Below are 24775 nucleotides of genomic sequence, written 5' to 3' on the forward strand. Positions count from 1 at the left end.
GTCCCGCGGACAGCTACGCAACGCTCAATTCACCAAGTGCTCAAACATCATCGATGTTATCAGCTGGGTGGTTACAACGATACCACTCCGACGAACGCGGAGGTGTGATGATACGGGGTAACCAAACGGCTGGCCGAATTCGAGGATTTGGATGCGGCCGCGGGCGGGCTTGTTCTCGATGAAGACATCAGGAAATTGCTATAATATGCCAACGAAACGGGGTATGAGATCGTTCGTATACTTCACGTCGCTCTGAGACCGGTTAGCTCGATTTGTGATGTGTAGACATCATAAAAATCCAAGTTGGTGGGAGCAAGCACATTCTTCACAGATGATAGTTCATCTCTTAGATTTCAGACGGGAGAGCGGGCTTTCATGAGATAGGAAAGAATCCCGAGACCGACCGCAAAAGCTGCTTCTTGCATGAGCGTTGGAATGAGTTCGTTCCCGCTGTAGAGGCCGAGCCCGATCTACGCCACGAACTAGCCGACGATGAAAGCAACTATCCAGCGGACAGCAGCAGGGTCCAAGCCGGGAGTGTGAAAGCGCTCTCACGAGAAGTCGTCAGCCATCTCAGTTCGCGGTGGCACTCAGTTGTGAGTCGTCGCTGAGTTCATCGAACAGATCCACCACACGCTGGTGAATGTCGTCTCGAATCGAACGTACCGTGTCGATATCCTCTCCATGAGGATCGGGAAGATTCCAATCGCGGATATCAACCGTTGCATCCTCCTCGTCGACATCAAGCGTTGAACAGCCCATCGTCGCCACGTACTCACACGAGCGGAGTTCCTCGTTTGTGATTTCGCTGGGCGTCCGCTCCGAGAGATCGAACCCCTCCTCGCGCATGATCTCGATGACTTCCTCGTGAACGTGGTCCGCCGGGTGGGTCCCGCCAGTAAGGATCTCGACGGTGTCGTCGAGGCCTCGGCGTTCACGTTCGTACTCGGCGAATGCGGTCGCCATCTGCGAGCGGCCAGCGTTCTGGACGCATATGAACGCGAGTCGAATCGGGTCAGCTGTATCAGTAGTGGTGGACATTGGTTTTGGTTCGTGCGGGAATTAGTCGTCAGTTGTCGGCTCTGAAGCGGATGTGTCGAGGCTACCAGTCCCAGTCCCACTCCAGTCGAGTTTGCGCTGGAAATAGAGTGCAACGTTGACCAGCGCGAGGAGCACGGGGACTTCGATGAGTGGGCCGACGACGGTCGTGAAGGCGACGCCGGAGCCGACGCCGAACACGGCGACCGCGACCGCGATGGCCAGTTCGAAATTGTTCGAGGCCGCGGTGAAGCCGATCGCGGTCGTCGTCGAGTAATCCGCGCCGATGCCCTTCCCCATGCCGAAGCTCACGAAGAACATCACCACGAAGTAGATCGTCAGCGGCACCGCAATTAGCAGGACATCAGCGGGTGCAGCCACAATGTTCTCGCCCTGCGTGGCGAACATCACGACCACGGTGAACAGCAGCGCGACCAGCGTCAGAGGGTCGATCTTCGGGACGAACTCATCGTCGTACCACTCCTCGCTCTTGACGCGCGTACCGACGTAGCGAGTCAGAAAGCCGCCGACGAAGGGGATGCCGAGGAAGACCACGATCGCCTGGAACACCTGCATCGGGGTGATGTCGAAGGTCGTGATGCCGGCGACGAGCGAGTCCATGCCCAAAAGCGGGGGCAGGAACAACCCGAAGAACCAGACATACACGCCGTAGGTGACGATCTGGAAGAGGCTGTTGAACGCCACCAGCCCGGTGACGTATTCGGGCGAGCCTTCGGCGAGTTCGTTCCAGACGAGCACCATCGCGATACAGCGCGCCATCCCGATGAAGACGAGCCCGAGGAAGAACTCGGGACGGGCCGGCAGACCAGGGACGAGCCCGCTGAAGAAGACGACCGCGAGCCCGAACATCAGCGTCGGCCCGATGAGCCAGTTCTGGATAAGGCTCAGCCCGAGCACACGCCAATTGCTGAACACCGTCCGGAGCTGTGAGTAGTCCGCCTTCGCCAGCGGCGGGTACATCATCAATATGAGGCCGATCTCCACGAGGTGGAGGTCCTGGATCGGTTCGGTTACCGAGGGTGCGAGATAGCCGAGCCCGACGCCAATGGCCATCGCGCCGAAGATCCAGACGGTGAGATACTTATCGAGGAAATCCATCGAGCGCGGATCGCCGCAGCTCTCGCACTCGCAGTCCGGGCCGTGTTCGTGGTCGACGCTACTCATCGCCCACGCTCCCGTCGAGGACCGTCACGAGGGTGATGGCACGGTTGGTAGCTTGGTATTTCTTCCACCGTCCGTCCTTACGCCCGGTCACGAGTCCCGCGTCGACGAGCGCCGAGAGCGCGTGACTCAGCCCGCTCTCGCTCACGTCGACGACGGCTTGGAGTTCACAGACACAGAGTTCCTCCCCAGCGGCCACGAGTACACGAGCGAGCGTGTAGCGCGTCTCATTGGCGAGCGCGGCAAGCACGTCGAGTTCGGCGTCGACCTGTGCCGGTCCAAGCGCTCTTTCAAGCGTGCTGAGTTCGTCGAGCCGCCGTTCGACATCCTCATCTCGACATTCTCCGAGTTCGTCTTCGAGATATCGCTGGAGTCGTTCGGTCGCTTCTGCCATGGAACGTTAATTGACTACTGTCTCAATTAACCGTTTCGGTGCTAATGCGGATTGTCCCATTTTGAACATCTTGTACCTCACATCATGCGTTCGGGTATGGAGCAAAGACTTTTTGCTTGAACGAACACTAAACCAGATCGTGCAATCAGAGCAAGTCAACAAATCGGTTCCTGGTCGAGCGAGCGAAGCCAGCCGAAGGCAGCGCGCTGGGACGGAGTTCATTGGCGGCTACGGAAAGAAAACCGGTGACTCGGACCTCCGTTTCATCGAAGGGCAACTTCCCGAGCAAGATGGCCGGGTCGAAAGCGACGGATCGCCGGCCCAGCAGCTCGAACTTGCCTTACAGAATCTCGAAGCCAAGTTGAATCAGCGCGGGCAGGGGATGGATGACGTGTTTCAGCTAACGCTGTATCTCACCGACATGGATGCCTACGAATCGGTCAACGAGACCTACGAGAGATACTTCGAGGACACATATCCAGCGCGCACGACCGTCGGAGCCTGCGAACTACTCGGTGGTGCCGCAGTCACCGTTGACGCAGTCGCCGCTCTCGAATAGCACCGAACAGACTGCTACGGATACAAAGCCGGTTCCGGGCGCTCGAATCGGGACCATCAGGACGGCGAAATCGGTGTTGTCACGGGATTATTGGAAGTGAAGATGGATGACTGGCCAGCAAGATAGCTCAGACGATAAAGATATTGAACACGACACCAACGACGACACCGATTGCGACGACAGTGGTAGCGTAAACGATCAACAGCCGGCGCTTGAACAGTTTGCTCAGGAGAATCACATTGGGGATGCTGACACCAGCTCCGCCAACGACGAACGCGAGAACGGTTCCGATAGCGATTCCCTGTTCGCTGAGGGAAGCGGCGATGGGCAACATTCCACTGAGGCTGACGTAGACTGGCGCACCAGCGAGCGCAGCCAGCGGCACGGCGAGCGGGTTCTCAGGCCCGAGAACGGTCTGGAGCACGTCAACTGGAACGACGCCATGAATCAGTGCCCCAATCACCATTCCCAGGATCAGATATGGAAGGGTATCGACGAAGAACGACCATGCATCACGCGCGGCGCTCTCAATGTGCTGTCTGTGGGTCTGTTCTGTCCGCGTTGTCCCTCCTGCACAGCAATCGACCGTCCCGCCGTCCGTTGCGACGGCTTGATCGGTCTCGTCAGTAATGCGGACTTCTTTGACCTGTTCGGCCAATCCCAGCCGCCCGATCACGAGTCCACCGACGACCGCCGCAACAAACGTCATGACGATGTACCAGACCGTCACCTCGATACCGAACAGGCCGACAAGCAACAACACGGCAATCTCGTTGACCAGTGGCGAGGCCAGCAGAAACGAAAACGCGAGTCCGAGCGGCGCACCTGCCTGCAACAATCCGGCCAGTACAGGCACCGTTGAGCACGAGCAGAACGGCGTCACCGCTCCCAATCCGGCGGCAGCGACGTTTCCCACACCCTCGTCGTGTCCGCGGAGCTTTCGCTCTACCTTCTCCGGTGGGAGATACTCCTGTGCAAGTCCCACGAGGAACGACGCCCCGATGAACAGCGGGACGAGGAGAACTACGAGATGAATGAAGTAGTTCCACGAATCGATGAAGCCGCTTTCGAGTCCCGCCGGAAGCATCTCAGGCGTCCCCCTGAACAGCGCGGGCGAGGTCAAGCAGTTCGAAAACCGCGGTATCGGCGATGCGGTAGTAGCTCCACTTGCCCTTCTTCCGTGATTTGACCAATCCTGCTTTCTTCAGCTTCCGGAGGTGCGTAGCGACCGTCGACTGTGGTGCATCGAGCACAACCTGCAGTTCACACCCGCAGCACTCGGATTCACGGAGCGTTTCGAGAACTCGGAGGCGATCTTCGTTGGCGAGTGCCTTGAAAACGGTTTCTTGATCGACAACATCTTGGACGGATGAGCGAGTGTCCCGTAAGTCAGCGATCCGTGCTTCCGGGTCGTCGTACAGTCGGTCAAGTGCGCTGTAGGCTTCGTCGGGTGGTGAGTCTGTCTGGGACATATTGTAACTTTGCGTTTTGTTTCTACTCGCAGCAGCTCTCCGACTCGGTTTCGGGCGGATTCTGTGAGACTTCCTCAACAGTAGCTCCGCAACAGTCGGATCCTTTATCCTGTTCATAGCGTGCTGTGAGACGGTCCCAGATGCGACCGAGTGTGCTCTGTGACATCGCATCAAATCGCATTTCCACAATACATATGAAGATTACGATGGGCGATATAATCGTTGAGCTTTGACAAACGACAATCTCGGTGGATTCATCGATGTCGCTCCCATCGCGCAGCACGAGGACACACCCAATGACTGAAACGAACCCACTCACGATGGCTGGCTCGCTGAGTATCGCGACCCCTGCCCGGCCAATTTTGAGACAATACGTTGCCCCAGTCAGTGACTGAATGATGACGGAATCCTCCCCAAAGCGTCAGCGAGAGCTAGATCCACCTTTCGTCCAGCGTGCGCTCTCGCCCTGGACGCCCGATGATTCCTCTCGACTTGTCCACTGCACGGTCATGGCGTCAGTAGAAATCTGCTGTGGGGCGGTCCACACGACATACCACGAGTACGATTCTCCTGGTTTCGGGTCGTACACGCCGCCGTATGGGGTTCCTTCGACAGGCGAAGTTAATGGATTCGTCATTCCATCTTCTTGCGAGAACGTCCGTCCGTTCGCTTTCAGTGCGAACTCGCCCGAGCGCGGCGTGCCTTCTGATTCACCGACGGCGACTGCCTGCACTTTCGCCAGTACGAAGCGCTTACCGGATGCAGGCGTGCGTCGAAAATCCTTGCCCGAGAACTGCACCGATTGCGCTGTCTGAAGCTGTGGCGTTTCGACTATTTAAAACCGGCGTGAGCCGGTAGTGACGGCCTGATGTCTGTGATCTCTAAGTCGGCAGATAGGCCGTCACCGGATGCAACGGACGCCAACAACATCAACTCTGTCGAAACTGTCGCTGATAAGTTGTACTCGCTGCTCGCCGCAGGCGACAGCGAGTCCATTGCTGAGGAGTTCGATATCGGCATCCACAACGAGACACACGACTTCGATAACCACCTCAAAGTCGCTATTCGGGAAGGACTTGATCCATCCAGTTCCCTCTCCGAACTCGCCGATAAGACCGCCGTTGATGACTCTCTTGAGAAAATGCCCGAGTCACGGTTCTCCGAACTCACGAACGACCGCGACTACCGCGCGGTCGTTCGACTCCTCTTCGCGTTACTCCATACACCACAGCTGTATCATCAGCGTGCTGTTCAGCGAAAACGTCTGGAATGGCTTACACGAGGGGTAATTGCTGTCGACGCGACGAATCTCGAACTCACCCGCTCAGTTGTCGTCTCCGACGAATTTGTCGGAGACGACGAGCACGTCTATGAAATCGACGTAGACGACGGTGGACTCGAACTGCATTGCGCCGCGCGTGTAGACGGTGAACACAAGCATCCGCTTGGGACAACCGTCACAGAAGGTGAAACCCACGAAAGTCCGCAGTTCGACCACCTCAAAGACGACGTCGAGGTCTTCGCAGATCTCGACTCGGTCATCTGGGTCTTTGACCGCGGATACACGCGCTATCGCCGGTTTTGTGAAATCAAGCACAGCGACGATGACTTTGTCACATTACTCCAGTCAAACGCCCGTCTCGACGTTCTGGACGCGCTCCAGAACGTCGAGGTCACTAACGAGGACGGAACGAGACAGATTCGTGATGAACGAATCGAACTGGCTGAGACCGGTGAACAGTTTCGTCGTATCGTTTTGGAAACGCCGGATGGAGAAGAGATTCAGTACCTGACGACGCTGGCGTCGTCAGCGTACGATCCCATTGACGTGATCAGTATCTACACCCTCCGGACAATGATCGAGATTCTGTTTCGTGAATTCAAACAATATCTGAACGTTGAGAATTTCCACTCGAAATCGCTTAACGGAGTGTTGTTTGAGTTGTTCTGTGCGTTGATTGGATACGTGCTCGTGGAGTGGCTGCGCCAACGCCACCCGATCAAGGGTGGCGTGGCGCGTGCAATCCAGAAAGTCCGGACGCACTGGAATGAGACGCTGACTTCGTTCGGCTGATCACATCACACGGTACCAGCGACAGCCGTCGGCGGCCAGCGACGGCTGTCGCCAGAGCCGTAGTTTTCTTCGCTCTTTGGGCCTGAAACGACGTATCTCTCTGTTTTCCATCTATTTGTTCACATTCGGCTGAGCTTGCGCAGTCTACGCACCTGTTCCAGTGCTCCTCACAGCGGCCTCGCTCGCCGTGGCTTTATCAACTTAGAACGCAACAGGTCTGAAGGTTGCTCACCGTGACTTTGACGTTTTCTGTCGTTGTGTACGAACGTCCGAATGCGACCGTTGGCGGCACGTATTCGACAGTTTTCGTCTGATTGAACGGTGCGAGTCGGTACGAAACCGTACCGTCCGCGGAACTGTTGATGGATACGTTCTGCTGGATGCTTTGGCCGGGCCGCACCTGCGTAGTGATCGGCGCAACCCCACCCCAGTTCCCATTATTGCCGGTGCGCGATTCGATCAGCCCTCGGAACGTCCACGTCGAATTGCCCTTGTTCGCGATCGTTACGTTCGCCGTGGCGCTCTCGCCTTCCGTCACTTCATTCGGCAGTTGGAAGCTCTCGATGGCGAATTGCGGGAGGTCGCGCGTGCCCTGCTGTGGCGTGTTGGTCCACTTGAGTTCCGGCGAAGTCCCGGTACTATCGCGCTGGTAGATGATCGAGACCGCTTTGCGGGCTGTCGAGCGCGGTATCTCTCCGAGCAACCAGCCCGAGCGCTGTTGGCCCGCCGACAGTTGCACGTCGCTCAGAGGTTTACCGTCGATCTTCGCCGCACTCAGCGGCGTATTGGTCCCGAGCGTCCGTCGCAGCTCACCGTTTGTCAGCTGAAACTCGCCGTCGAGAGAGGCCGATTGTGAGCCGACGTTTTCGAGATCGACACGAGTGACCGCGAGCAGTCGGTTCGAGGACGGCTGCTGAAGGAGCGTCTGATTACCTCCCGACGGTGAGTAGAGTACCGCTGGCTGGAAGTCGATGCTCTTGACCGTCGCTTTGAGCGTGTCCAAGAGGTCGAACGTCGTTCCGAAAGCGGCCGTTTTCGGTTCAACGGTGACGGTATGGCTCACCTTCGAGATACCGACGCTGAACGTGTAGCTATCGGCAACGTCGAATTGAATCGGATCCGTCTGTATTTTCACCCGCTCACCGGAGTCGATCGTCCGTTCGATCGGCTGATCGAGGATGCTTCGACCGTCTGAAACCCGGATGTTCGTGGTGAGCGTGCCGGTTTCGCCGCCAACGTTCGCAACGTCAAGCGTGAGCCGGAACGATTCACCGAGCGTGACCGTCGAGGGACCGAGCAGCGCTGCACGTCCGAACTGTGCAGGGCCACTCGTCGTCGGGATCGGCGTGCTCGTCGACGTGGCAGTCGTATTGTTACTGCCGGTGGTACTCCCGCAGCCGGCCAGCAGCGCAAGTCCGGCCGCCGTACCCGCTGCGAGGAACTGTCGCCGATTCGTCGTGGATCGGTTTGAGTCAGTCATGGTGTCGTTTGGTTCGATCTGATTGTGGATGAGATAAGCCATTCATTCGCCGCCGAGAAGTGCCGCGAGTGTGCCGAAGCCGGCCAGCGCCCCCACAACGATCAGCGCGATCGCTCCGAGGAATAGGAAGACAATCAGGAGGAACCCGCCGAAGACAGTCGTGATGATCTTTTTCACCAGTCCTTTCTTTTTCTTCCGGCGGCGGGCAGCACCCCCACCAGTCCCATTGTAGCTCACGCTCGGCGCAGGCAGCGAACTCAGGTTGCCAGCGCTGCCGACCTTCTCCGGTGCTTTGAGGCCAGCCCCGCTCTCACATTGCTGGCCGAAGCTCACGTTGGACGCGCCAGCGCCCTTGATGTCGTCTTTACTCGCGTTGGGATAGCTGAGACAGGTGTTTTTGACGATCGAGCGCGGGCGGCTGCTGATGTTCACGGCCGCGTTCTGGCCCGCGCCGTTGCCCTGGATAACCGAGTTCTTGACCGTGATCGCTACCTGCTTCGGTGCGCTGCTCGGGTTGCTCGCGATGATGCTTGTCGTGCTGGCGACGTTGTTCGTGATCCGGCAGTTGTCCAGCGTTGCAGCGCCAGCGCTGGCAAAGAAGTTGACTACCCCGCCGAGGTTGCTTTGCTCGGCGTCGGCAACAGAGTTGGCCCGCAGATCGCAGTTTTTCACAACTGTCCCACCACTCACCGCTCCTGTCGAGTCCGTTTCGAGCTTGAGACCGTTTGTTCCCGGCCAGCCCGGTCCCCGCTCGTTCGCGTTCGCCTTGCTCTTGAGGCCCGTGTAGTTTTTCTCGTCAATGACGATCGTGACGCCATCGACCCGTGCCTCACCGTTCACTCTGACTTGCGAAACGTCGTTGTTCCGATAGAGACCACCGAGCACGATGACCTCCGCCGTCGTCCGGGCACCGTACACGCCGTTATCGGGCATGTTCTCGATGATGCAATCTTTGAGCACGATACGGCCTGTTTCGCCGTTCCGCTGGAAGATACCGACACCAGCCGATCCGCCGATGTTTTTCGTCCCGGGAATCCCACCGCCTCTTGCCACGCACCGCTCGAAAACGATCAGCGAATCGCCACCTCTGGCGAACGGCTCGAAAAAGAACGGTGTACTATCGCCATTCCCGACGGCTGTTTGCGCTCCGACTGTGCGAACGTCGCGAACACGGACGTTCCCAGACGACCGTGCAGTGACCCCAGCCATCTCTCCGTCCTTCCGCTGGTCGATGACGAAATTCCCGATGAGAGCTTCTTTCGCGCCGATATTGAACAGCTTGATCGGCGAGCCGGCTTTCATCTTGAAGACGACGCTTTCCCCGCCCGGTTTCGGCGGTTTGGTCGCCTCCTGGTAGCCCTTACCGACGATCCCGAAGCGGTTAGCATCGGGATTGATCCTGCCGGTCGCCGCATAGGTTCCCGCAGGGAACACGACGAGCATTCCGTCCTCGATCTTGCTGTTCAGCGTGTCCTGTACGGGTTTCCCACCGTTGGGATCGCAGCCGAGATCTTTGACTGCATCGACGCGCTGATCGAACTGAAAGTCATTGCCCTTCTTTTGCTGCAATCGCTCGGAATTGGCTAGCTCATGGTAGCCGTCGAGACTGATTTGTGCCCCGCCGTGGATGTCCGCCGGAGCACCACCCCGATCGGCAGCACGGACCGGGTCGGACGCAGCGAGTGGAGCAGCACCCATCGCGGCGGTTGCGCCAGCCCCGATGAGGAACTGTCGGCGGGTGAGCGTTCCCGATTGAGTACCGTCACTCGGGTCTGAATAGGGTGCTGTTGCCATTGAATCAGCCCCTCCGCGTCAGCCGGCCAATGGCGGTGAGCACGACCACCACAGCGAGCACGCCACCGAGGACGTACAGCAGCGAGTTCCCGCCGAGCAGACCGTTCTGCTCGCCCTCGGCACCGCTGGTTGCGTTCCCTTCGATCGTTTCCTCACCCGATCTATCCGAGGTTGTGGGCGACGCAACCGATGTTGCTTGGAGTGGTTGTGGAACCCCGATAGCAGCGGTATCGTTGATGATAACCCTCGATTTGTTCCGCTGTTCGATGTACGCATAGTCGGTTTCGCCACCACGCTGGGTGTAATCGTAGCGCTGGTTGCCGTTCGTATCGAGATATGGCACCGCAACGAGCGTCTGATTCCCTGCTAGCGAGTCGGACGGGAATCGGACGGTGACAGTCGTATAGTTCCCGGCCGTGAGATACTGTGAGTGGCCGAGAACGCTGTCGAGAGGGTTCTGGAGCGGCGGCAGGAAGCTCGCTGTATGTATCCCGATGAACCCGCCTTCGGCCAGCGAGACGTTCCGTACGACGACGCTGGCATTCCCGTCACGCTGTTGGAGCTGTTGATCGGCAAACGAGAGCGCTGCCGTTGCTGGCTGTGATTGCTGTTCGACCCGTTCGACGTTACTCTCGAAAACGAGCGTGCCCGTATCGGACACCGGCCTACCCTCGGCCGTTTCGTAGGGCGTGTCGTTGCGAGCTTTCGAGGCAATATACCCGAATTGTGAGTCGTTATCCGTGTCTCGATAGGCAACCAGCGAGAGGTTCGTCCTGGTATCGTTCAATCGCGAGACGTTCGAGCCACCCGGAACGCCTTGCCCGACCGGGAGAGTGAGGTTCCGGTGCGTGCCGGGTTTGAGATAGCCCGACGCGGCGATCTCGGTGCCTCTGAGTGTCCCACTCTGATTGAATCCTTCGCCGTGCAAGACGACAAATCCACCATCGGGAAGAGTCGCTTCGGCAATGGTTGCGTTCGTCGCAGTCGTGTTGTTCGTACTGTCGAGTTCGACCGTCGCATTGGTCGTGTTCGTCGCGTTTGCTTGTGGGGTGTCGGTCGGCTGCGGAATCGTCCCTTGAGCGTCGGCAACACCGACCGGCGAGAGTGAAGCAGGCCCGCCACCAAGGAGCAGTCCGGGGACGGTCAGAACGACCACGACCGCAATAGCGACCATTCCCGCACCGAACAGCGCGGAGTTCGCTGTCGGACTGTCCGCCCGCAACGGCGAGAGCGAGAGTTTCCAGCGTGAGAACGGAAGGAACGGTCTGATACCCTGAGTGGTAATCACGTCGCCGAGCAGGTGCGCGACCACACCATAGACACCAATCACGAACCCGAACAGCGCGAACGACCAGCGATTCACGCTTCCGCCAGCCTGTTGTTGGAGCGTCGTGACGATCTCGCCCGGCGGCAGGTTCGGGATGAGGCCCGTGATGAACGCCGTCGAAAGCTCCGGCAGGTAGCCGAGTACCCAGTCCCAGATGTCCACGAGCGTCGTGAGCAGGCTATACAGTAAATCAAAGCCGAACCCACCGATTAACCAGCCGATCCCGCCGAGCACGCCCCCGACGACGAGCACGGCCAGCAGCGAGTGACTGACCCCCCGATGGTTCAGTCCGGGCACGTGGAAATCACGATCGGGCAATGGTTCGACCGCCTGAATCCCGAGCCAGCACACGCCCGCGAGCAGAAGTTTGCCGTCGCTCGCGAGCAGATACGCCAACGGTGCGAACGCGAGCAGTGTCATGCCAGTATGTCCTTGTCTATTCATGCTCACTCCTCGCTCTCAGAATCGCAACATAGCGAGTCACTGTCGTCCTCAATCCGCCGGTCGATCTTGCTAATTTCAGTTTGTGCGTCGGTCAGCCATTCCCGCAGTTCGTTCTGAAAGCGAGATTTCACCGTCTCAGGGGCAACCGGCCAGTAAACATATCCAACGCCGCCCGAGTCGAACGTCCGCTGCTCACGAGCGACGAGATCGGCATCGAACAATGCACGGAGCGATTTCGCAACATAGCGACGGTGCCGATCAACCACCTCGGCGATGTCATCAACCCTACTTTCAGGATGTTCGACCACGGCGACATACGCGCGGACGTGTGATTCTTGCAGGTTGAACACTAACAGAAGAGCCTCTTGAGCGGGAGAGGGTTCACGAAATATCTCGGTGATTTCTTTTTGCTCGGCCAGTGGTGTGATCTCAGTTCCAGTCATGGTATCTGAATCTCCCATACTCTCCCTCGCTGCTGAATAAAGGAGTAAATAGAGCGTCGTGTCTCTGGCAAAGGAAATATATCTTTACTTTACTCAATTATTGTAATTCCATTCAAATTTTCTTAGCCAGAGACACTTCTCTATTTTTTTCTTTATGTGGAAGTGAGGTGTTCTAACGGCATCACTCACGAAGATGCCCGAAATAACCCATGTCAGACACGCTCGCAGACGTTCAGAATCAGGTCGCATCGCTCAAACAGGTCGCCTATCGGAGGGCTCCCATCCCCGCAGCGCTCGCCGGGTGGTCGTTCATCGGTCTCGAACGTCTCGGCGAGAAAACAATCAGTTCCCGCAAGGGGCGGCTGTCGCTGCTCTCGATGGGGCTGATGTTGGTATTCACCGGTCCCGCAGCCGCTCAGGTCAGCTGTGATACTGGCCCGCTGTCGTTTCTGAGCGACATCCATTCTATGATTACGCAAGGAGCGGGGACGATAATCGTCTCGATGGTGCTCGTTGCTGGCGTGCTCAAGATGATCCCCATGCGCGGGACGAACAGTTGGGGGAACGCCCTCGTCGGGAGTGTCATCGTCGGGGTGCTGTTCCTGGTGATCGGCCCGGCACTAGTCGATCTCGCCGACCAAGCGACCGATGTCAACCTCGACGCTCAGTGTACCGGCGGTGGCGGCGGGGGCGGCGAGTAAACACCCTCGTTCATTCCCATTCGCATAATTATGCAATTTTCACCATCAGACGATCAGGATAGTACATTCAGCCGCACAGTCGCTATCGTGCTCGTCAGTGCGTTGTTAGTGAGCACGATCGCCGGAGCTATCGCTGCGCCACCCGCCGCTGCCCAACAGCAGAGCGGAGGGAAACAGGCCGGAGGCGGTGATTCTGTCACGAAACAGGAGTTCCGCAATTGGATCAACGAGGTGATGGGGATGGACAAGGGCGCGGCTCAGGAAGCTATGCGGAAGAATACCGATAAAGTGGACATCCTCGCGCGCGCGTTCAAGCAGAACGTCGATACTCAGTTGTCGGGCACCCGTCTCACGGATACGATCAAAAAGCGCCCCCAGTCCGTCATCAACAAGATCAACCAAGCATCCAGCGGTGGCTCGTTCCCCGCGCCGGTCGCCGCCGCGAACAACGGTGGTGGTAGTGGATCGAACGGAAACGCTGGCAACGGGAACGACAATTCCGCTGGAAATGCTGGCAACGGCAACGGTAATTCCGCTGGAAACGCCGGCAGCGGGAACGGTAACGGAGATTCGGGGCCAACGTCGAACGAGTCGGTCAATCAGATCATCAGCGAGTTCAAGTCGAAAAACCTCGGCTACAAACAACTCTCGAAACAGAAGAAATCCAACGCGAACAAGCTTCTGCTGTCGATCGTGACGGACGATCTCAACAAGGAGGAAACCAACAAGAAATTCGACGAGTTCGAGCAGTTGATCGCGGGTGCGAACGGTGCTGGGAAGGCTGCCAACAGCGAGCGCAAAAAGCAGCGCCGCCAGATCGTCATGGAATACGTCGGCGAGCGCGAACAGCATGATCCAATCCCGAAGATCGACATCGACATTCCGGGCCTGCTCGATCAGAAACTCAAATCGCTTGCTGACTCGATGCGCGAGGGGGCCGGGGCTATTCTCGGTGAGGTCTATGACCTCGCGTTTTCGACCTCGGTGCCAGAAAACGATGGATGGCACAACATTCTCGGTGAGCCGACCAACGAGCCGTTCCAACCACTGTATGAGCAGCTGCTCAAAGACAAGCTCTATCCCGTCCTGAACTACCTGCTGGGAACAGCGGTGATTATCATGGGTATCTCGCTGATGGTCAACCCGCTTATGTCGCGATTTCAGGCGAAAAATCTCATGCTGAAATTCACTGCGTTTCTGCTGTTGTACGTCTCGTCATGGGCAATTATCACGCTCATGCACGGGACGGTCAACGACATCACCGTCTGGCTACGGCCGTCCGAGCAAGCGATGGAAGCTCTCGGTAGCAATGTGACGAAACTGAGCGCCGGAGCCATCGGCGCGTATTTCGTCGGAGCGGGTGGGATATTGATGAGCATCTTCAGTCTGGGTGTTGAACTCGGTCTGCGCCGGGTCGCGCTTCAGTATTTCTTCCCCTACGTATTCCCGGTGCTACTGCTGCTACTGTACGTTTCGCCGTGGCGTCGGCTCAAGAGCTTCGCGAGCGTCATCATCTGGCAATATGTCAACCTGCTCACGATGGTCATTCCGATGGCTATCCTGCTGAAAGCCGCCGCCGTCGTCAGTTTCACGGTCGAGAGTGGTGTCGTCTCGATGCTCGTCTTAGTCGCGCTGTTCCTGTTCGCCGTGAGCATCCCCGGCATCACGACCTACACGTTCCTGCAAGTTCCGGGCAAGGTGGGTCGCGCCGGGAAATCCGCCGCTGCCGGAGCCGCCAGCCGCGCCAGCGCAGCCAAAGACAAGCTCGGGTGGGGCGGCGACGACTCAGCCAGTAGCGGCACCGCGACCGGCGATACCAGCCCCGGTGTTCGTACCGAGAAGGCCGTCGAAGTCAGTACCGACGGCGGAACGACTGGATTGCCGAGCGACGGCGAGCTTTCCGACGAGCAGATCGAGAGCATGGACCCGGCGGGTGGTTCGACCACGACCGCCGGCCAAGTCCGAGATCTAGAGCAATCCAATCATCAGGACCCGATGAACCCCTCGTCGATGAAGGAATCGTACTTCGAGGACCATCCTCAGCGAATGACGATGGGCGAGAAACTCGCTAACCAATGAAACAGAACCCACGCCAACTCATCAACGACATCCACGAAACCGTCAGCGAGGACGACACCGAACGAAAAATCCTCGCTGATTACTCCGAAGACCCCACGCTGTGGGGCTACTCGAAAGTCTGGCTGTTCTTCATGCTCATCCCGGCAATGGTCATGTTCCGGGTATCGTCGAGCTTTCTGACCGGCCAGAACCAACTCTACGGGTTCGTTGCGACAGCCGTGCTCGCCGGTCTCGGCATTCTCGCGACAGTCGCATCGCCGGGCGACATGTCCGCCCGCGACTACTTCGAGGCAGTCGTTTCTCGACACGCTCACCAACAAGAGATGATTCACGATAGCGCCCCCGACGAAAGCCGACTCGAACAGCCGAAAAACGACTCGCTGCTCGGCCGGTTCGCACGCTTACCACTCGTTCGCGACTGGCCGATCATCGGCGCGGGCGACTACAAGCCAACGCAGGAACTCGTCGCGCACAAGAAGCCCTATCGGGGCGAATACGCCATCGAGCGCGACGACGGCGGACTCATTGCCGGTATTCGTGTTCGGGCAATCGCGCTCCGCCTGGAGTCAACCGATGTCAAAGAGAAGGCCGAGAAAGCCGTCGCCAACGCGCTTGAGGGGACGGTCGATTACGACGCCGAGTGGTTTTCCCCGACCCGCGTAGCGAACTTCGAGCGCCGCCGTTCGGAGTGGAAAGACCGCGCCCGCGAGTACCAGTCGCAGGCAGACCGGCTCGTGAGCGCCGAGGGCGAGGATACGACTGTCGATGCGATCCGCCAGCAGATTCTCGCCGACATTGCCAACGAGCGCGCGGCTGGGATCAATCTCTACGAGGATACCAAGCGCATTCGAGAGCACTACATCATCGTCAGCGTTGACCCCAGCGAGGCTGTGATCGACCGTTCCTCGCAGGCCGGCGGTCTCGGTAGCGTGCCCGTTTTCCGGTGGTTCGTCAAGAAATACCGCCTCTACCAGCAGTCCGACTCCGACGAGCACACGGCGACACTCATCAGCAAGCTCGAACGCCGGGCCGACGACCTCGAACGAGAGCTACGCCGCATCGACGGGCTGACACCCAACGTCCTCCCGTCCGAGGAGTTCAGCGAGGTTGTCGCGGACTACTACCGGGGAACGAACGTCCGCGCGCACGAGGAGTTCACACAGACGATCCGTGGCTCTCCCGTGCCCGGCGACGAGGAAGCCGGCGACCCCACACACGACGTGAGCTACGACCACATTACCAACCGCGATCGTGCCGGCTCACCGTCTACACCATCGCCGTCACCGACGAGCGTTCACGCTACCGACGGCGGAGCCAGCCGAGGTGAACAGTCCGAACAGACGACCGATAGCGACCAGCGAGGTGATTCACAATGAGTGATGCAGCCGACACATCCGACGACCAGCCAGTAGACGAGTTGAACGAAGACGTGCTCGTGGGCCTCGCGGCCGACGACGACGAACTCTCGTGGCGGTACAAAACCGCTCTCGCACCCGATTCGTACAAGCGCCACACCGACGGCGACGAAGTGAAAGGCGAGTACGGCGAGATCGACGGCGAATACTACACCCAGACGCTTGAGGTCCGTGACTGGCCCGCAATCCCCGCTCACGGCTTCTTCGATCGTGTTGTGTCGTTCTCGATGCCGAAGGTGGACGTGACGCTCTCGACGCACCTGACCGGCGAGAACGAACGGAAAGCCGACCGGAACCTCGCGGGAGCGGCCGACTCGCTCAAAGGCCGCGTCAAGAGCCTCGCGAAAAACAAGTGGATTCCCGATTACTTTGTCGAGGAGGCAGCCACGGAGTACGCCGACATCAAACGTACCCAGAACACGGTGTCGGCCTCCGAATACGGCCTCTACACCTCGCACACGTATATCGAGGTACGAGCGCCGGACCCGGACACGCTCGATACGGCAATCAAGCAGATTCGCTCGCGGATGCAGGACGTGTCGGCCGACGCCAAGCCGCTGAAATACCACTCACAACTCGGCTATCAGACCGCCGCGCCCGCCTGTAAGGACTTCATGGGTGGCAAAACGAAGATGACCGGCGACGGTCTCTCGCGACTCATCCCGTGGACTGCGCGGAATCTCATCGAACCCGGCGGAATAGAACTCGGCATCAACGAGGACACGGGCGACCCGATCGTGCTTGACCTTCAGAACCGCGAGACGGGCTTCAACGTCGGTGTGTGGGGTACTATCGGGTCGGGCAAGACCACGACCGTCACGCGGCTGCTCTCTCGGCTGAAAATGAGCAATCCCGATATGCCCGTCGTCATCATCGACCCGAAAGAGGAGTTTGCCGGGTTCACATGGCTGTTCGACGGCGACCGCGTAGTGATCGGCTCCGATACGGGGATCAACCCGCTCCAGATCGAGGAGACAGCCGCCGAGAAACTGGAAGAAATCGGCGAGGAAGCGCCCTATCGCAACGCGATCCGCCGAGCGATGGATTTCATACGGAGCTTCTACGACTATCAGGGCATTCCTTTCGAGGACAAACAGGGGACGTGGCGCAAGGCCATTCAGAAAGCGTATCGCGAGCGCGGAATCACCCAGAATCCCGAGACTCACGATCAGGAGAGTCCGACGTTCGCCGACGACGTATTCCCGATCTTCTTGGAGATGATTCGTAACCCCGAGAAACACGTCGAAGACGAACTCGATGATGTTGACCTCTCGAAAGACGAGCTCCAAAAGACCGCCAACGACATCTACCAGAACGACATCGGCGCGCTGAAAGAGGACGGCGAGTTCGCCCACCTCTCCCAAGAGACGAGCATCCCCGACCTTCAGGAGATTGACGTGCTGTATCTCGACTTGCAGAACTACGAGTCCGAGACCACCGCCGGCCTGATGATGGGGCCGCTGGTTACGGCCGTCCTCGAACTTGCCAAAAAGAGTGACGAGCCAATGGCGCTCGCGATGGACGAGTTCCACTACATGCTGCACAACTCGTCGTCGCTAGAGACGCTGAAACAGGGCTACCGTCACTCTCGACACTCCGATCTGTCGATGATTACGGCCACCCAGTCGGTCGAGGAGTTCTTTACCGAGAGCGACGACGGCGGCCAGCAGTTGACCGAGAGCGCGAGCACGCTGACGAATCTCATGTCGGTCAAAATCTGGCACTACCTGGAGGAGATGAACGAAGATTGGGCCGGCGAGTTCGACATGAGCGAGTCCGAACAGCAGTATATCGACGATGCTTCGACCGGCGACCCGACCGCTCAGGCACTCCTGCAAACCCAAAAGAAGGGCAGCTATCGGATGGACGTGAACTTCTCGGACAAGCTCAATCCCCGAGAGTTCGCGATGAACCAGTACGACCCGACCGACCACGGTTCAGACCCACTATCCTATCTCGATGGGTACACCGACCGCACGGGCCGCGATGTCACCGAGTGGTCGTGGTCGATGCCGACCGAGACCGACGAGCAGCAAACGGAAACCGAGCTTGCCGACGGCCGGACGGTCACAACCGACGTTTCCGACGTTGATACCATGCCCGGCGACGGTGCCGGTAGTGCTTATTCGGTGGGCGAGAGCACCGAGGAGAAGGTCGAAACAGAACCCAGCGACCCGGACGCCAGTGAGCCGGACGACAGCCAGGAATCCGGCGGGATCGCGAGCCGGCTGAAAGACTCAGTGAGTGGCGTCGTCGGTGGTAACAGCACGATCGGTTCCGTCGAAGATCCCGAGTTGAACGATATTCATGGGACAATCAGCGCGCGGATGACCGCCGATATTCGAGCAGCCGGCTTCGAGAGCGTTGAGGACGTTTTCGAGGCGGACAACAGCGCGCTCGCGGAGGTCGAAGGCATCGACGTGCCCAAAGCCACGTTCATCCGGCGGCATGCCGCCAAAACTCTCGGTCGGTCGCCGTCCGTGATCGAATCACCCGAAACAACGGATAAGCGCGACGAGGCCGCCGCAGACGCCGAGAGCAGTGACGAACCCGCCGAGAACGACGACGATCAGCCCGAAGCACCACAGCCGTCGGACGCTTCCGACGCCGATGAGAGCGCCGATGCAGCCGAGCAATCGCCCGAGAGCGCCGACAGTCAGCCCACGCTCACGGACATCCGAGAGGTCGGCAGCGATCGGGCCGACGTGCTCCGTGAAGACGGCTTCGAGACCGTCGAGGACGTGGCAGCGGCCGACCAGACCACGCTCACCGAAGTCGAGGGCATCGGCAATACGCGGGCCGCTCGGATCACCGCCAGTGCGAATGACCTGCTCGGTCAACTGTCGGAGAGTACGGTGACCGACAGTGCGGGAGGTGAGGAGTGAGATGAGCGCAGCGCATACGCACTCTCGCGCTCGCCAGCAATACCGTCATCTGTTCGGTTGGGCGGCTAGACGGGCGTTCCTCGCCTATGCGTTCGCTCAGACGTACCTCTACCTGTATGGGCCGTCGCCGGCCGTCGTTCCACGTCTCGGCATGACTGTCGCCGCGCTCTGTGGTGCCGGTGCCGCTCTGGTCGGTGTGGTGGCGCTGGCACTGTGGCTTGCCGACTGGGTAGAGCACCTATACCAGCAGTGGCTTCCGCGACTCATGGGAGCCAGAACCGGAGGTGAGTAGCGGTGTTCGACAGCGATTCAGACGCCTTCACACAAGAACGTGACCGGGTGTTGAACGCAGAGACACGCCGCGCACTCGGCCATGCCGCCCGACTGGTCGGTGTGGTCGTCGTTGGAGCGCTCACAGTCGCCATCACCCTCTCGCTCGCAGCAGCGACGGCGATGCTCTCGATGCCGTGGCAGTTGTACGTCGCCGTCACCGCCATCATCGCGACCGTCCTTCCGGTCGCCGTGCCCTACGCGATGCTTCGCGTGTACGGGCTCGCCCACCGTGACGTAGTGTACGTCGCCAAACAAGCGTATCGCGAGATCGCCGTCGAGATCATCGCCCTCAGCGGCACCGCCCCCACTTCTATTGCTTTCGTCGAGTCCACCGACGCCAGCACCGTCACCGACGAAACAGCCGATTCCGTCTCACACAACCCCGTCGAGGCCGATCCCGACCGTGCAGACCCCGGCTTCGAGAGCGAAGAATCCACCGACGAGAGCAGTATCGCCCACGAAACAGCCGACACGACCGAACCCAAACCATGACCGACGATACTCCCTCGAAAGACGATCCGTTCGCGATGGATGAATCGCCCGCTCACCACGCTGTCGCCGGGAGCGCAGGCACCGGGAAAACTACTCGGCTCATCGAACTCATGGCTACAATCCATGCCGAGAGCGCCCCCGTATGGATCGACCCGAAAGCCAACGACGAGGACGTGACCAGCGGAGGTGACCGATAGTGGCCGACGAGACAATTCAAAGAGGCGACGGCATTCGAGAGATGGTAGTCTCGCTTTTCGACAACGACAACCGGCAGTGCGTAGAGCATGCAGGATTCCTTTTCGGCCAAGCGGGGACATTTGTCCTATTGTGGTGGTTTTTCAACAACCACCCGCTGCCCGAGGTGGGGCCGCTACTCTCATTCGTGTTGGACATCGGTGTGCGGACCTTGCCGATATTCGCGGTCATCTTTGCGGTGGTGGGTGTCGTTCAGATGAGATGGTACGTTCGTCGCTGCTGGAATACGAGATCGCCGTCCCGCATGGGTGGTGAAAGCTAATGGGTCTGACCTCATTCTTTAGCGGTGACTCCGACCCGTCGGTGATCGAAGCCGACGACATGCTCGCGACCGATCTCTACGACCGCTCGCGAGACGCCCGCCTTCAGACCGTCCGCCCGTACAAGAACACCGAGAACGGGTTAGAGCGCGGCATGAAGCTACTCACCGCGCTCCATGATCCCAACACCGGGATGCTCGGCATGCGAAACAAATCCGAACCGTTCGCCTTCGAGCTACACTACGGCGCGGAGACCGAACTGTTGCAGTCGCGTGTCGCCACCAAATCCGACGAGCGCTTCGAGCTTGTCGATCGGCAGGTGCAATCGCACTACGCCGACTCAGACACCCGCGAGGTGGACCCCGCGTTTCTCGAAATTCAGGCCGGGCAGTACGTGTCCGGTACGACCCTTCAACTCCGCCAGCGCGAAGAGTTCGAGCGCTTGCGACCGATACAGAACTTCCGGCTCGATCCCGAACACTTCGAGATCGGCCCGTTCCGCTCGATTGCCCGTGAGATGGTTGGCGCGGCCCACCGGCCCGATTGCGACGTGCTCGTACAGTCAGTCATCAAACCCGCCGTTTCGACAGCGAAATGGGATCGCAACAACTGGTGGTATGGGATTGACAAGACGATTGATTCGGTGACAGGCCAAGATAGCGGCGGGTCGATGGACTGGGGTGAGGTCGGCAAATCCATCGCTGAACCCATCCAGCAGGCCGGCATGACCGAACGTCGTCGCCGCCGCGAAGAACGTCGTCGTCGCCGCGAACACGAGGAGAGCAGCAGTCGATTCACCGGGACGGGAGAGGAACCGACCGCCAGCCGATCGGACGTTGCCCAGCTGCTAGACCAACAGCGCGGGATGCGTGGCTATCATCTCTGCATTCGGATCATCGCCGTCAGCGACGATCGTGAGGAAGCACAGAAGCGCGTACAGGACACGGCCGGGATGTTCCGCAACTTCTACGACTCACGCTTCCAGCAGGGGTTCGTCCCGGTCAATCCCTCCGGTAAGAAGCTCCACCGCGTACTTCAGCACGCCGCCAGTCGGGAATACACCGATCGGAAAATGACGTTCCCGGTGGATACGCTCACGGGCGTCTGTAAAATCCCGACCAACCTCGCGCTCCAGCAGTTCGACCACTCGATGTCCGCCGCCGGACAGGGCGTTCCACCACGCACGCCCCGGTTCAACTGGGATGATGTCGGTCTCGACAGGGCTACGGCATCGCTCACCGAGCGCCAGCGAGCGCTGCTTGCGACGACCGATCCGACCGGACCTTACTGGTATGGCTACGGCATGCGTAGCGAGGTCGAGGCTGGCATCAAACCCGAGATACTGAACGTCCACCAGTTCGTTGGCGGCTCTACGGGTGTCGGGAAGACCACGCTGCTCATCAACTTCTTCCGCCAGATCATGCAGCGCGGCCACGGTGGACTGTTCTTCGATCCAAAGGGCCAGGACGCCAAGGATGTCGTTCGGCTGTTGCCCGACCACCGTGAAGACGACCTCGTGTTCATCGACATCGGCGCGGATGCCGAGTACGAGGTCGGCTTCAACTTCCTCGAAATCCCGCTTGAAGACCCCGATCCCGAGAGTCAGGCGTTCGATAGCGCCGTCAGCGCTCTCGCAGACGATTTCGAGGCGCTGCTGGCTCAGTCTGGCGACGGCAGTAGTTGGGGACCCCGCATGGGCGGGATTACCCGTGCCGTCGTTCGCGGTCTCGCCGAGTACCAGGTACGTACCGACGAGACCGTGACGATGCTCGATATGGCGTTCTTACTCGCCGACGAGGAAGGCCGACAGCGTATCCACGAGATGATGGGCGAAGAGCGGATTGAGTGGATACAGCAGGCCACCAATGTCATCGCTGACTACTCACAAGACGACCTCGAACCGCTATTCCGGCGGCTCTGGGAATGGATCTTTTCGAGCACCATCCGCTCGGTCGCCAGCCACCCGTCGACGACGATCTCGATAGACGACATCGTTCGCGAGGGCAAGATCGTCGTCGTACGGAACAGTTCAGGTGCGGACACGCCGAAGCGTCTCATCACGACGGCGCTCATCCGGCGGCTGTGGGTCGCGATCCGTGAGCAGACCAACCGCGACGACCACCCGGACCCGCCGCAGTTCTACGTCGTCTGTGACGAGTTCGATAAGGTCGTGAGCGAGCAGTCGAACATCCACAACATCCTGCGAGAAGCGCGCTCGTTCGGTCTCTCGCTGACGTTCGCGGCTCAGAACCTCGATACGGGCGGCGGTAACGACGTAGGTATCCCCGAGAGCATCCAGAAGGCCATTCGGGGCAACTGTAAGACGTTCCTGACGTTCGACCCCGGCGACCCTGCGGATGCTAAAGACATCGCCCATCAGCACTCGAAAAGCATCGACGCCGAGGACATCGAGGAGCTGTCGAAATACCGCATCTACATGCGGACTCACGACGATCAGGACGACAAGACCGACTCCTACAAGGTCAAGACGTTCCCGCCAGCGGCCGAAGCGCTCTCCGACGAGGAGGTGCGCTCGGACGAGGAAACGGAGGCGATGATCGCCGAATCACAGGAGCGCTACGGCCAGCCCGTCCGTTCGACCAGCGACATCAAAGACGAGATGCTGGTCAACGCAACCGGCGGTAGTGGTGGTAGTCTCACGACCGAGCCGGCCATGCCCGACGAACTCGACATGGAGGACAAGGCCGTTCGCAATCGCGCGCTGAAAGCTGTCTACGATGAGTCGATATGGCAGGGCGACCCCGGCGGCTTCGTCGCTGTCAAGGACTGTCTCGATCGCTTGCAGCGGTATCTCCCCGGCGGTGAGCAGATCAACAGTGCCACCCAAGCATGGCGTGACGTATTCCAAGAAATCCCAGATGCCTATCTCGATGATCGTGAGCACACCATCGAAGAAGGCGAGGACGTTCAGACCGAGGTGAAAGCCCTCGATAAGGGCTTCATGAACGTCGGGCATCAGGAAAACGACGGCGGGAAAGAGCACTGGGAGCAGATGGCCGACGCTTACGTGCCGTTCACGCAACTCGGCTTTACCTTCAACATCCCCGAGCAGACGGGCGGAGCCATGCCCGACGCGCTCGCCAAGCTCGATGAAGCGCTGTATCTGGACGATCTCGCTAGTGACGACCACGACAAAGTTGCCAAGCGCATCAACAATTATCGCGACGAGCATCCGATGCTCGCCCGTCTCGCCGGGACTCAGGATGCATTCATCGAATCCGAACATTCGACCGGCCAGACACAGCCCTCGCAGACGATCTCAAACCTCGTCCAAGCGCACCATGAGGGCCACCGATGTCTGTTCATCTGTCGGCCGGGAGAAGCAGAGAGGATCTACGACACGGTGGCCGGCGAAGAACCGTGCGCTCGTGACGGCCACTCCGTCGATGGCGAGAAGCGCTTCTACACGTTCACGAACAGCCTCAATATCGACGGCCAAGAGATTACCCGGCCCGGTGCGTCCGACAACGTATGGGTGTACGACGAGCAGACCGGCCAGTACATCCTGCGCGATAATAACGAAACCGAACACGCCCGCTTTGACACGGCAGCAGACATCTACAACGACGCCAACGCCTATCCCTCGGATGGCGACCGGACGATCAAGCCGCCGGCCATCCCCGAATACGAGTTCGGCGACGATCCAACCGCCGTCGAGTGGGATATTATCACCGTGCCGAAGCCCGAGCGCGACGAGGACGGCGAGAAAATCCCGCTCTCGCCTCCCGACATTGAACTCTATCGGGACGACGAGGAGAATCTACCAATTCCAGAGCTGTATTTGGAAATCAAAAATGCCGCCGACGGTGTTGGAGAACCGGCCGATCCGGATCCCCAGCCGGCTGAAACAGACAGTGAGAGTACGGACAACAACAGCCGATCGGGAGGGTCTACGGCTGAGAATGAGGACCCGCGAGGCGATGATGTGCTCGGAAGCGTAGCGGAGTAATCCCCTCCGCTTTGCACGATAGGGATGAGCAGAAGAATCCGGACTTCAGTATGCATATTCACTGTCGATTGTCAGAAGCAGTGTGCAAGATACAGGGGACAACTACGCCATGCCCATACACAATCCGCAGTATTGACTCATTCTACGTTACGTAGCTTCCACCAACCATATCCTGCCA

The 24775-nt window shown here is 59.2% G+C and carries 19 protein-coding genes; 10 read left to right on the forward strand and 9 right to left on the reverse strand.

Annotated elements, in window-relative coordinates:
• Positions 1-573: 573 nt before the first annotated feature.
• The 3 genes from MUK72_RS17700 to MUK72_RS17710 are packed head-to-tail and all read right to left on the reverse strand — an operon-like array spanning position 574 to position 2614.
• Entirely contained in the window at positions 574-1041 is a 468-nt protein-coding gene (locus tag MUK72_RS17700; RefSeq protein WP_244706652.1) for a low molecular weight phosphatase family protein, read from the reverse strand.
• Positions 1042-1062: 21 nt separating this feature from the next.
• The gene (arsB, locus tag MUK72_RS17705) at positions 1063-2223 is read right to left on the reverse strand and encodes an ACR3 family arsenite efflux transporter (RefSeq protein ID WP_244706655.1); all 1161 of its coding nucleotides are present in this window, start codon (positions 2221-2223) and stop codon (positions 1063-1065) included.
• Positions 2216-2614, reverse strand: coding sequence for an ArsR/SmtB family transcription factor (locus MUK72_RS17710; protein ID WP_244706657.1), 399 nt, complete (start codon positions 2612-2614; stop codon positions 2216-2218). The genes arsB and MUK72_RS17710 overlap by 8 nt, the downstream gene beginning before the upstream one ends.
• A gap of 139 nt (positions 2615-2753) precedes the next feature.
• Between MUK72_RS17710 and MUK72_RS17715 the strand changes: the two genes are divergently transcribed.
• On the forward strand, positions 2754-3173 hold the full coding sequence (locus tag MUK72_RS17715) for a RidA family protein (RefSeq protein ID WP_244706659.1): 420 nt from the start codon (positions 2754-2756) through the stop codon (positions 3171-3173).
• Between the two features lie 127 nt (positions 3174-3300).
• On the opposite strand, the gene MUK72_RS17720 is transcribed toward MUK72_RS17715, so the two are convergent.
• Both MUK72_RS17720 and MUK72_RS17725 read right to left on the reverse strand, forming a co-directional pair.
• Positions 3301-4260, reverse strand: a complete 960-nt coding sequence (locus MUK72_RS17720) for a permease (protein ID WP_244706661.1) — start codon at positions 4258-4260, stop codon at positions 3301-3303.
• 1 nt (position 4261) lies between these two features.
• Complete coding sequence (locus tag MUK72_RS17725) at positions 4262-4645, reverse strand: ArsR/SmtB family transcription factor (protein ID WP_244706663.1); 384 nt, start codon at positions 4643-4645, stop codon at positions 4262-4264.
• A gap of 868 nt (positions 4646-5513) precedes the next feature.
• On the opposite strand from MUK72_RS17725, the gene MUK72_RS17730 reads away from it, so the two are divergent.
• Positions 5514-6719, forward strand: a complete 1206-nt coding sequence (locus tag MUK72_RS17730) for an IS4 family transposase (RefSeq protein WP_244706197.1) — start codon at positions 5514-5516, stop codon at positions 6717-6719.
• A 196-nt stretch (positions 6720-6915) separates the two neighbouring features.
• Here MUK72_RS17730 and MUK72_RS17735 read toward each other — a convergent pair whose 3' ends face one another.
• Genes MUK72_RS17735 through MUK72_RS17750 form a run of 4 tightly spaced genes read right to left on the reverse strand, consistent with a single transcriptional unit; the run spans position 6916 to position 12207 of the window.
• Positions 6916-8199 (reverse strand): DUF4352 domain-containing protein, encoded by a 1284-nt coding sequence (locus MUK72_RS17735; protein WP_244706665.1) that lies wholly within the window; start codon positions 8197-8199, stop codon positions 6916-6918.
• Between the two features lie 42 nt (positions 8200-8241).
• Positions 8242-9993 carry a hypothetical protein gene (locus MUK72_RS17740; RefSeq protein ID WP_244706667.1) on the reverse strand — a complete coding sequence of 584 codons (1752 nt, stop codon included), beginning with the start codon at positions 9991-9993 and terminating at the stop codon, positions 8242-8244.
• A 4-nt stretch (positions 9994-9997) separates the two neighbouring features.
• Positions 9998-11764 carry a DUF7282 domain-containing protein gene (locus tag MUK72_RS17745; RefSeq protein ID WP_244706669.1) on the reverse strand — a complete coding sequence of 589 codons (1767 nt, stop codon included), beginning with the start codon at positions 11762-11764 and terminating at the stop codon, positions 9998-10000.
• 2 nt (positions 11765-11766) lie between these two features.
• The gene (locus MUK72_RS17750) at positions 11767-12207 is read right to left on the reverse strand and encodes a helix-turn-helix domain-containing protein (protein ID WP_244706671.1); all 441 of its coding nucleotides are present in this window, start codon (positions 12205-12207) and stop codon (positions 11767-11769) included.
• Positions 12208-12416: 209 nt separating this feature from the next.
• Between MUK72_RS17750 and MUK72_RS17755 the strand changes: the two genes are divergently transcribed.
• From MUK72_RS17755 to MUK72_RS17790, 8 genes are all read left to right on the forward strand, one after another.
• Positions 12417-12908, forward strand: a complete 492-nt coding sequence (locus MUK72_RS17755; protein WP_244706673.1) for a hypothetical protein — start codon at positions 12417-12419, stop codon at positions 12906-12908.
• A gap of 108 nt (positions 12909-13016) precedes the next feature.
• Positions 13017-14987 (forward strand): TrbL/VirB6 family protein, encoded by a 1971-nt coding sequence (locus MUK72_RS17760; protein WP_244706675.1) that lies wholly within the window; start codon positions 13017-13019, stop codon positions 14985-14987.
• Positions 14984-16363 carry a TraC-like domain-containing protein gene (locus MUK72_RS17765; protein WP_244706677.1) on the forward strand — a complete coding sequence of 460 codons (1380 nt, stop codon included), beginning with the start codon at positions 14984-14986 and terminating at the stop codon, positions 16361-16363. The genes MUK72_RS17760 and MUK72_RS17765 overlap by 4 nt, the downstream gene beginning before the upstream one ends.
• Positions 16360-19287, forward strand: coding sequence for a helix-hairpin-helix domain-containing protein (locus tag MUK72_RS17770; RefSeq protein ID WP_244706679.1), 2928 nt, complete (start codon positions 16360-16362; stop codon positions 19285-19287). Before MUK72_RS17765 ends, MUK72_RS17770 begins: the two co-directional genes overlap by 4 nt.
• A 294-nt stretch (positions 19288-19581) precedes the next feature.
• Entirely contained in the window at positions 19582-20112 is a 531-nt protein-coding gene (locus MUK72_RS17775) for a hypothetical protein (RefSeq protein ID WP_244706682.1), read from the forward strand.
• Positions 20109-20309 carry a type IV secretion system DNA-binding domain-containing protein gene (locus MUK72_RS17780; RefSeq protein ID WP_244706684.1) on the forward strand — a complete coding sequence of 67 codons (201 nt, stop codon included), beginning with the start codon at positions 20109-20111 and terminating at the stop codon, positions 20307-20309. Before MUK72_RS17775 ends, MUK72_RS17780 begins: the two co-directional genes overlap by 4 nt.
• The gene (locus MUK72_RS17785) at positions 20309-20629 is read left to right on the forward strand and encodes a hypothetical protein (RefSeq protein ID WP_244706686.1); all 321 of its coding nucleotides are present in this window, start codon (positions 20309-20311) and stop codon (positions 20627-20629) included. Before MUK72_RS17780 ends, MUK72_RS17785 begins: the two co-directional genes overlap by 1 nt.
• The gene (locus MUK72_RS17790) at positions 20629-24597 is read left to right on the forward strand and encodes a type IV secretory system conjugative DNA transfer family protein (RefSeq protein ID WP_244706688.1); all 3969 of its coding nucleotides are present in this window, start codon (positions 20629-20631) and stop codon (positions 24595-24597) included. The genes MUK72_RS17785 and MUK72_RS17790 overlap by 1 nt, the downstream gene beginning before the upstream one ends.
• The last annotated feature ends 178 nt before the right edge of the window (positions 24598-24775 follow it).

The sequence above is a fragment of the Halococcus dombrowskii genome (assembly GCF_022870485.1).
Classification (GTDB): Archaea; Halobacteriota; Halobacteria; order Halobacteriales; family Halococcaceae; genus Halococcus; species Halococcus morrhuae.

Bases quoted from the DNA above. Each gene is read 5' to 3' on its own strand.
- MUK72_RS17730 (WP_244706197.1), top strand. From the start codon at position 5,514: ATGTCTGTGATCTCTAAGTCGGCAGATAGGCCGTCACCGGATGCAACG.
- MUK72_RS17735 (WP_244706665.1), bottom strand. From the start codon at position 8,199: ATGACTGACTCAAACCGATCCACGACGAATCGGCGACAGTTCCTCGCA.
- MUK72_RS17755 (WP_244706673.1), top strand. From the start codon at position 12,417: ATGTCAGACACGCTCGCAGACGTTCAGAATCAGGTCGCATCGCTCAAA.
- MUK72_RS17765 (WP_244706677.1), top strand. From the start codon at position 14,984: ATGAAACAGAACCCACGCCAACTCATCAACGACATCCACGAAACCGTC.
- MUK72_RS17710 (WP_244706657.1), bottom strand. From the start codon at position 2,614: ATGGCAGAAGCGACCGAACGACTCCAGCGATATCTCGAAGACGAACTC.
- MUK72_RS17720 (WP_244706661.1), bottom strand. From the start codon at position 4,260: ATGCTTCCGGCGGGACTCGAAAGCGGCTTCATCGATTCGTGGAACTAC.
- arsB (WP_244706655.1), bottom strand. From the start codon at position 2,223: ATGAGTAGCGTCGACCACGAACACGGCCCGGACTGCGAGTGCGAGAGC.
- MUK72_RS17750 (WP_244706671.1), bottom strand. From the start codon at position 12,207: ATGACTGGAACTGAGATCACACCACTGGCCGAGCAAAAAGAAATCACC.
- MUK72_RS17745 (WP_244706669.1), bottom strand. From the start codon at position 11,764: ATGAATAGACAAGGACATACTGGCATGACACTGCTCGCGTTCGCACCG.
- MUK72_RS17790 (WP_244706688.1), top strand. From the start codon at position 20,629: ATGGGTCTGACCTCATTCTTTAGCGGTGACTCCGACCCGTCGGTGATC.
- MUK72_RS17770 (WP_244706679.1), top strand. From the start codon at position 16,360: ATGAGTGATGCAGCCGACACATCCGACGACCAGCCAGTAGACGAGTTG.
- MUK72_RS17725 (WP_244706663.1), bottom strand. From the start codon at position 4,645: ATGTCCCAGACAGACTCACCACCCGACGAAGCCTACAGCGCACTTGAC.
- MUK72_RS17740 (WP_244706667.1), bottom strand. From the start codon at position 9,993: ATGGCAACAGCACCCTATTCAGACCCGAGTGACGGTACTCAATCGGGA.
- MUK72_RS17780 (WP_244706684.1), top strand. From the start codon at position 20,109: ATGACCGACGATACTCCCTCGAAAGACGATCCGTTCGCGATGGATGAA.
- MUK72_RS17700 (WP_244706652.1), bottom strand. From the start codon at position 1,041: ATGTCCACCACTACTGATACAGCTGACCCGATTCGACTCGCGTTCATA.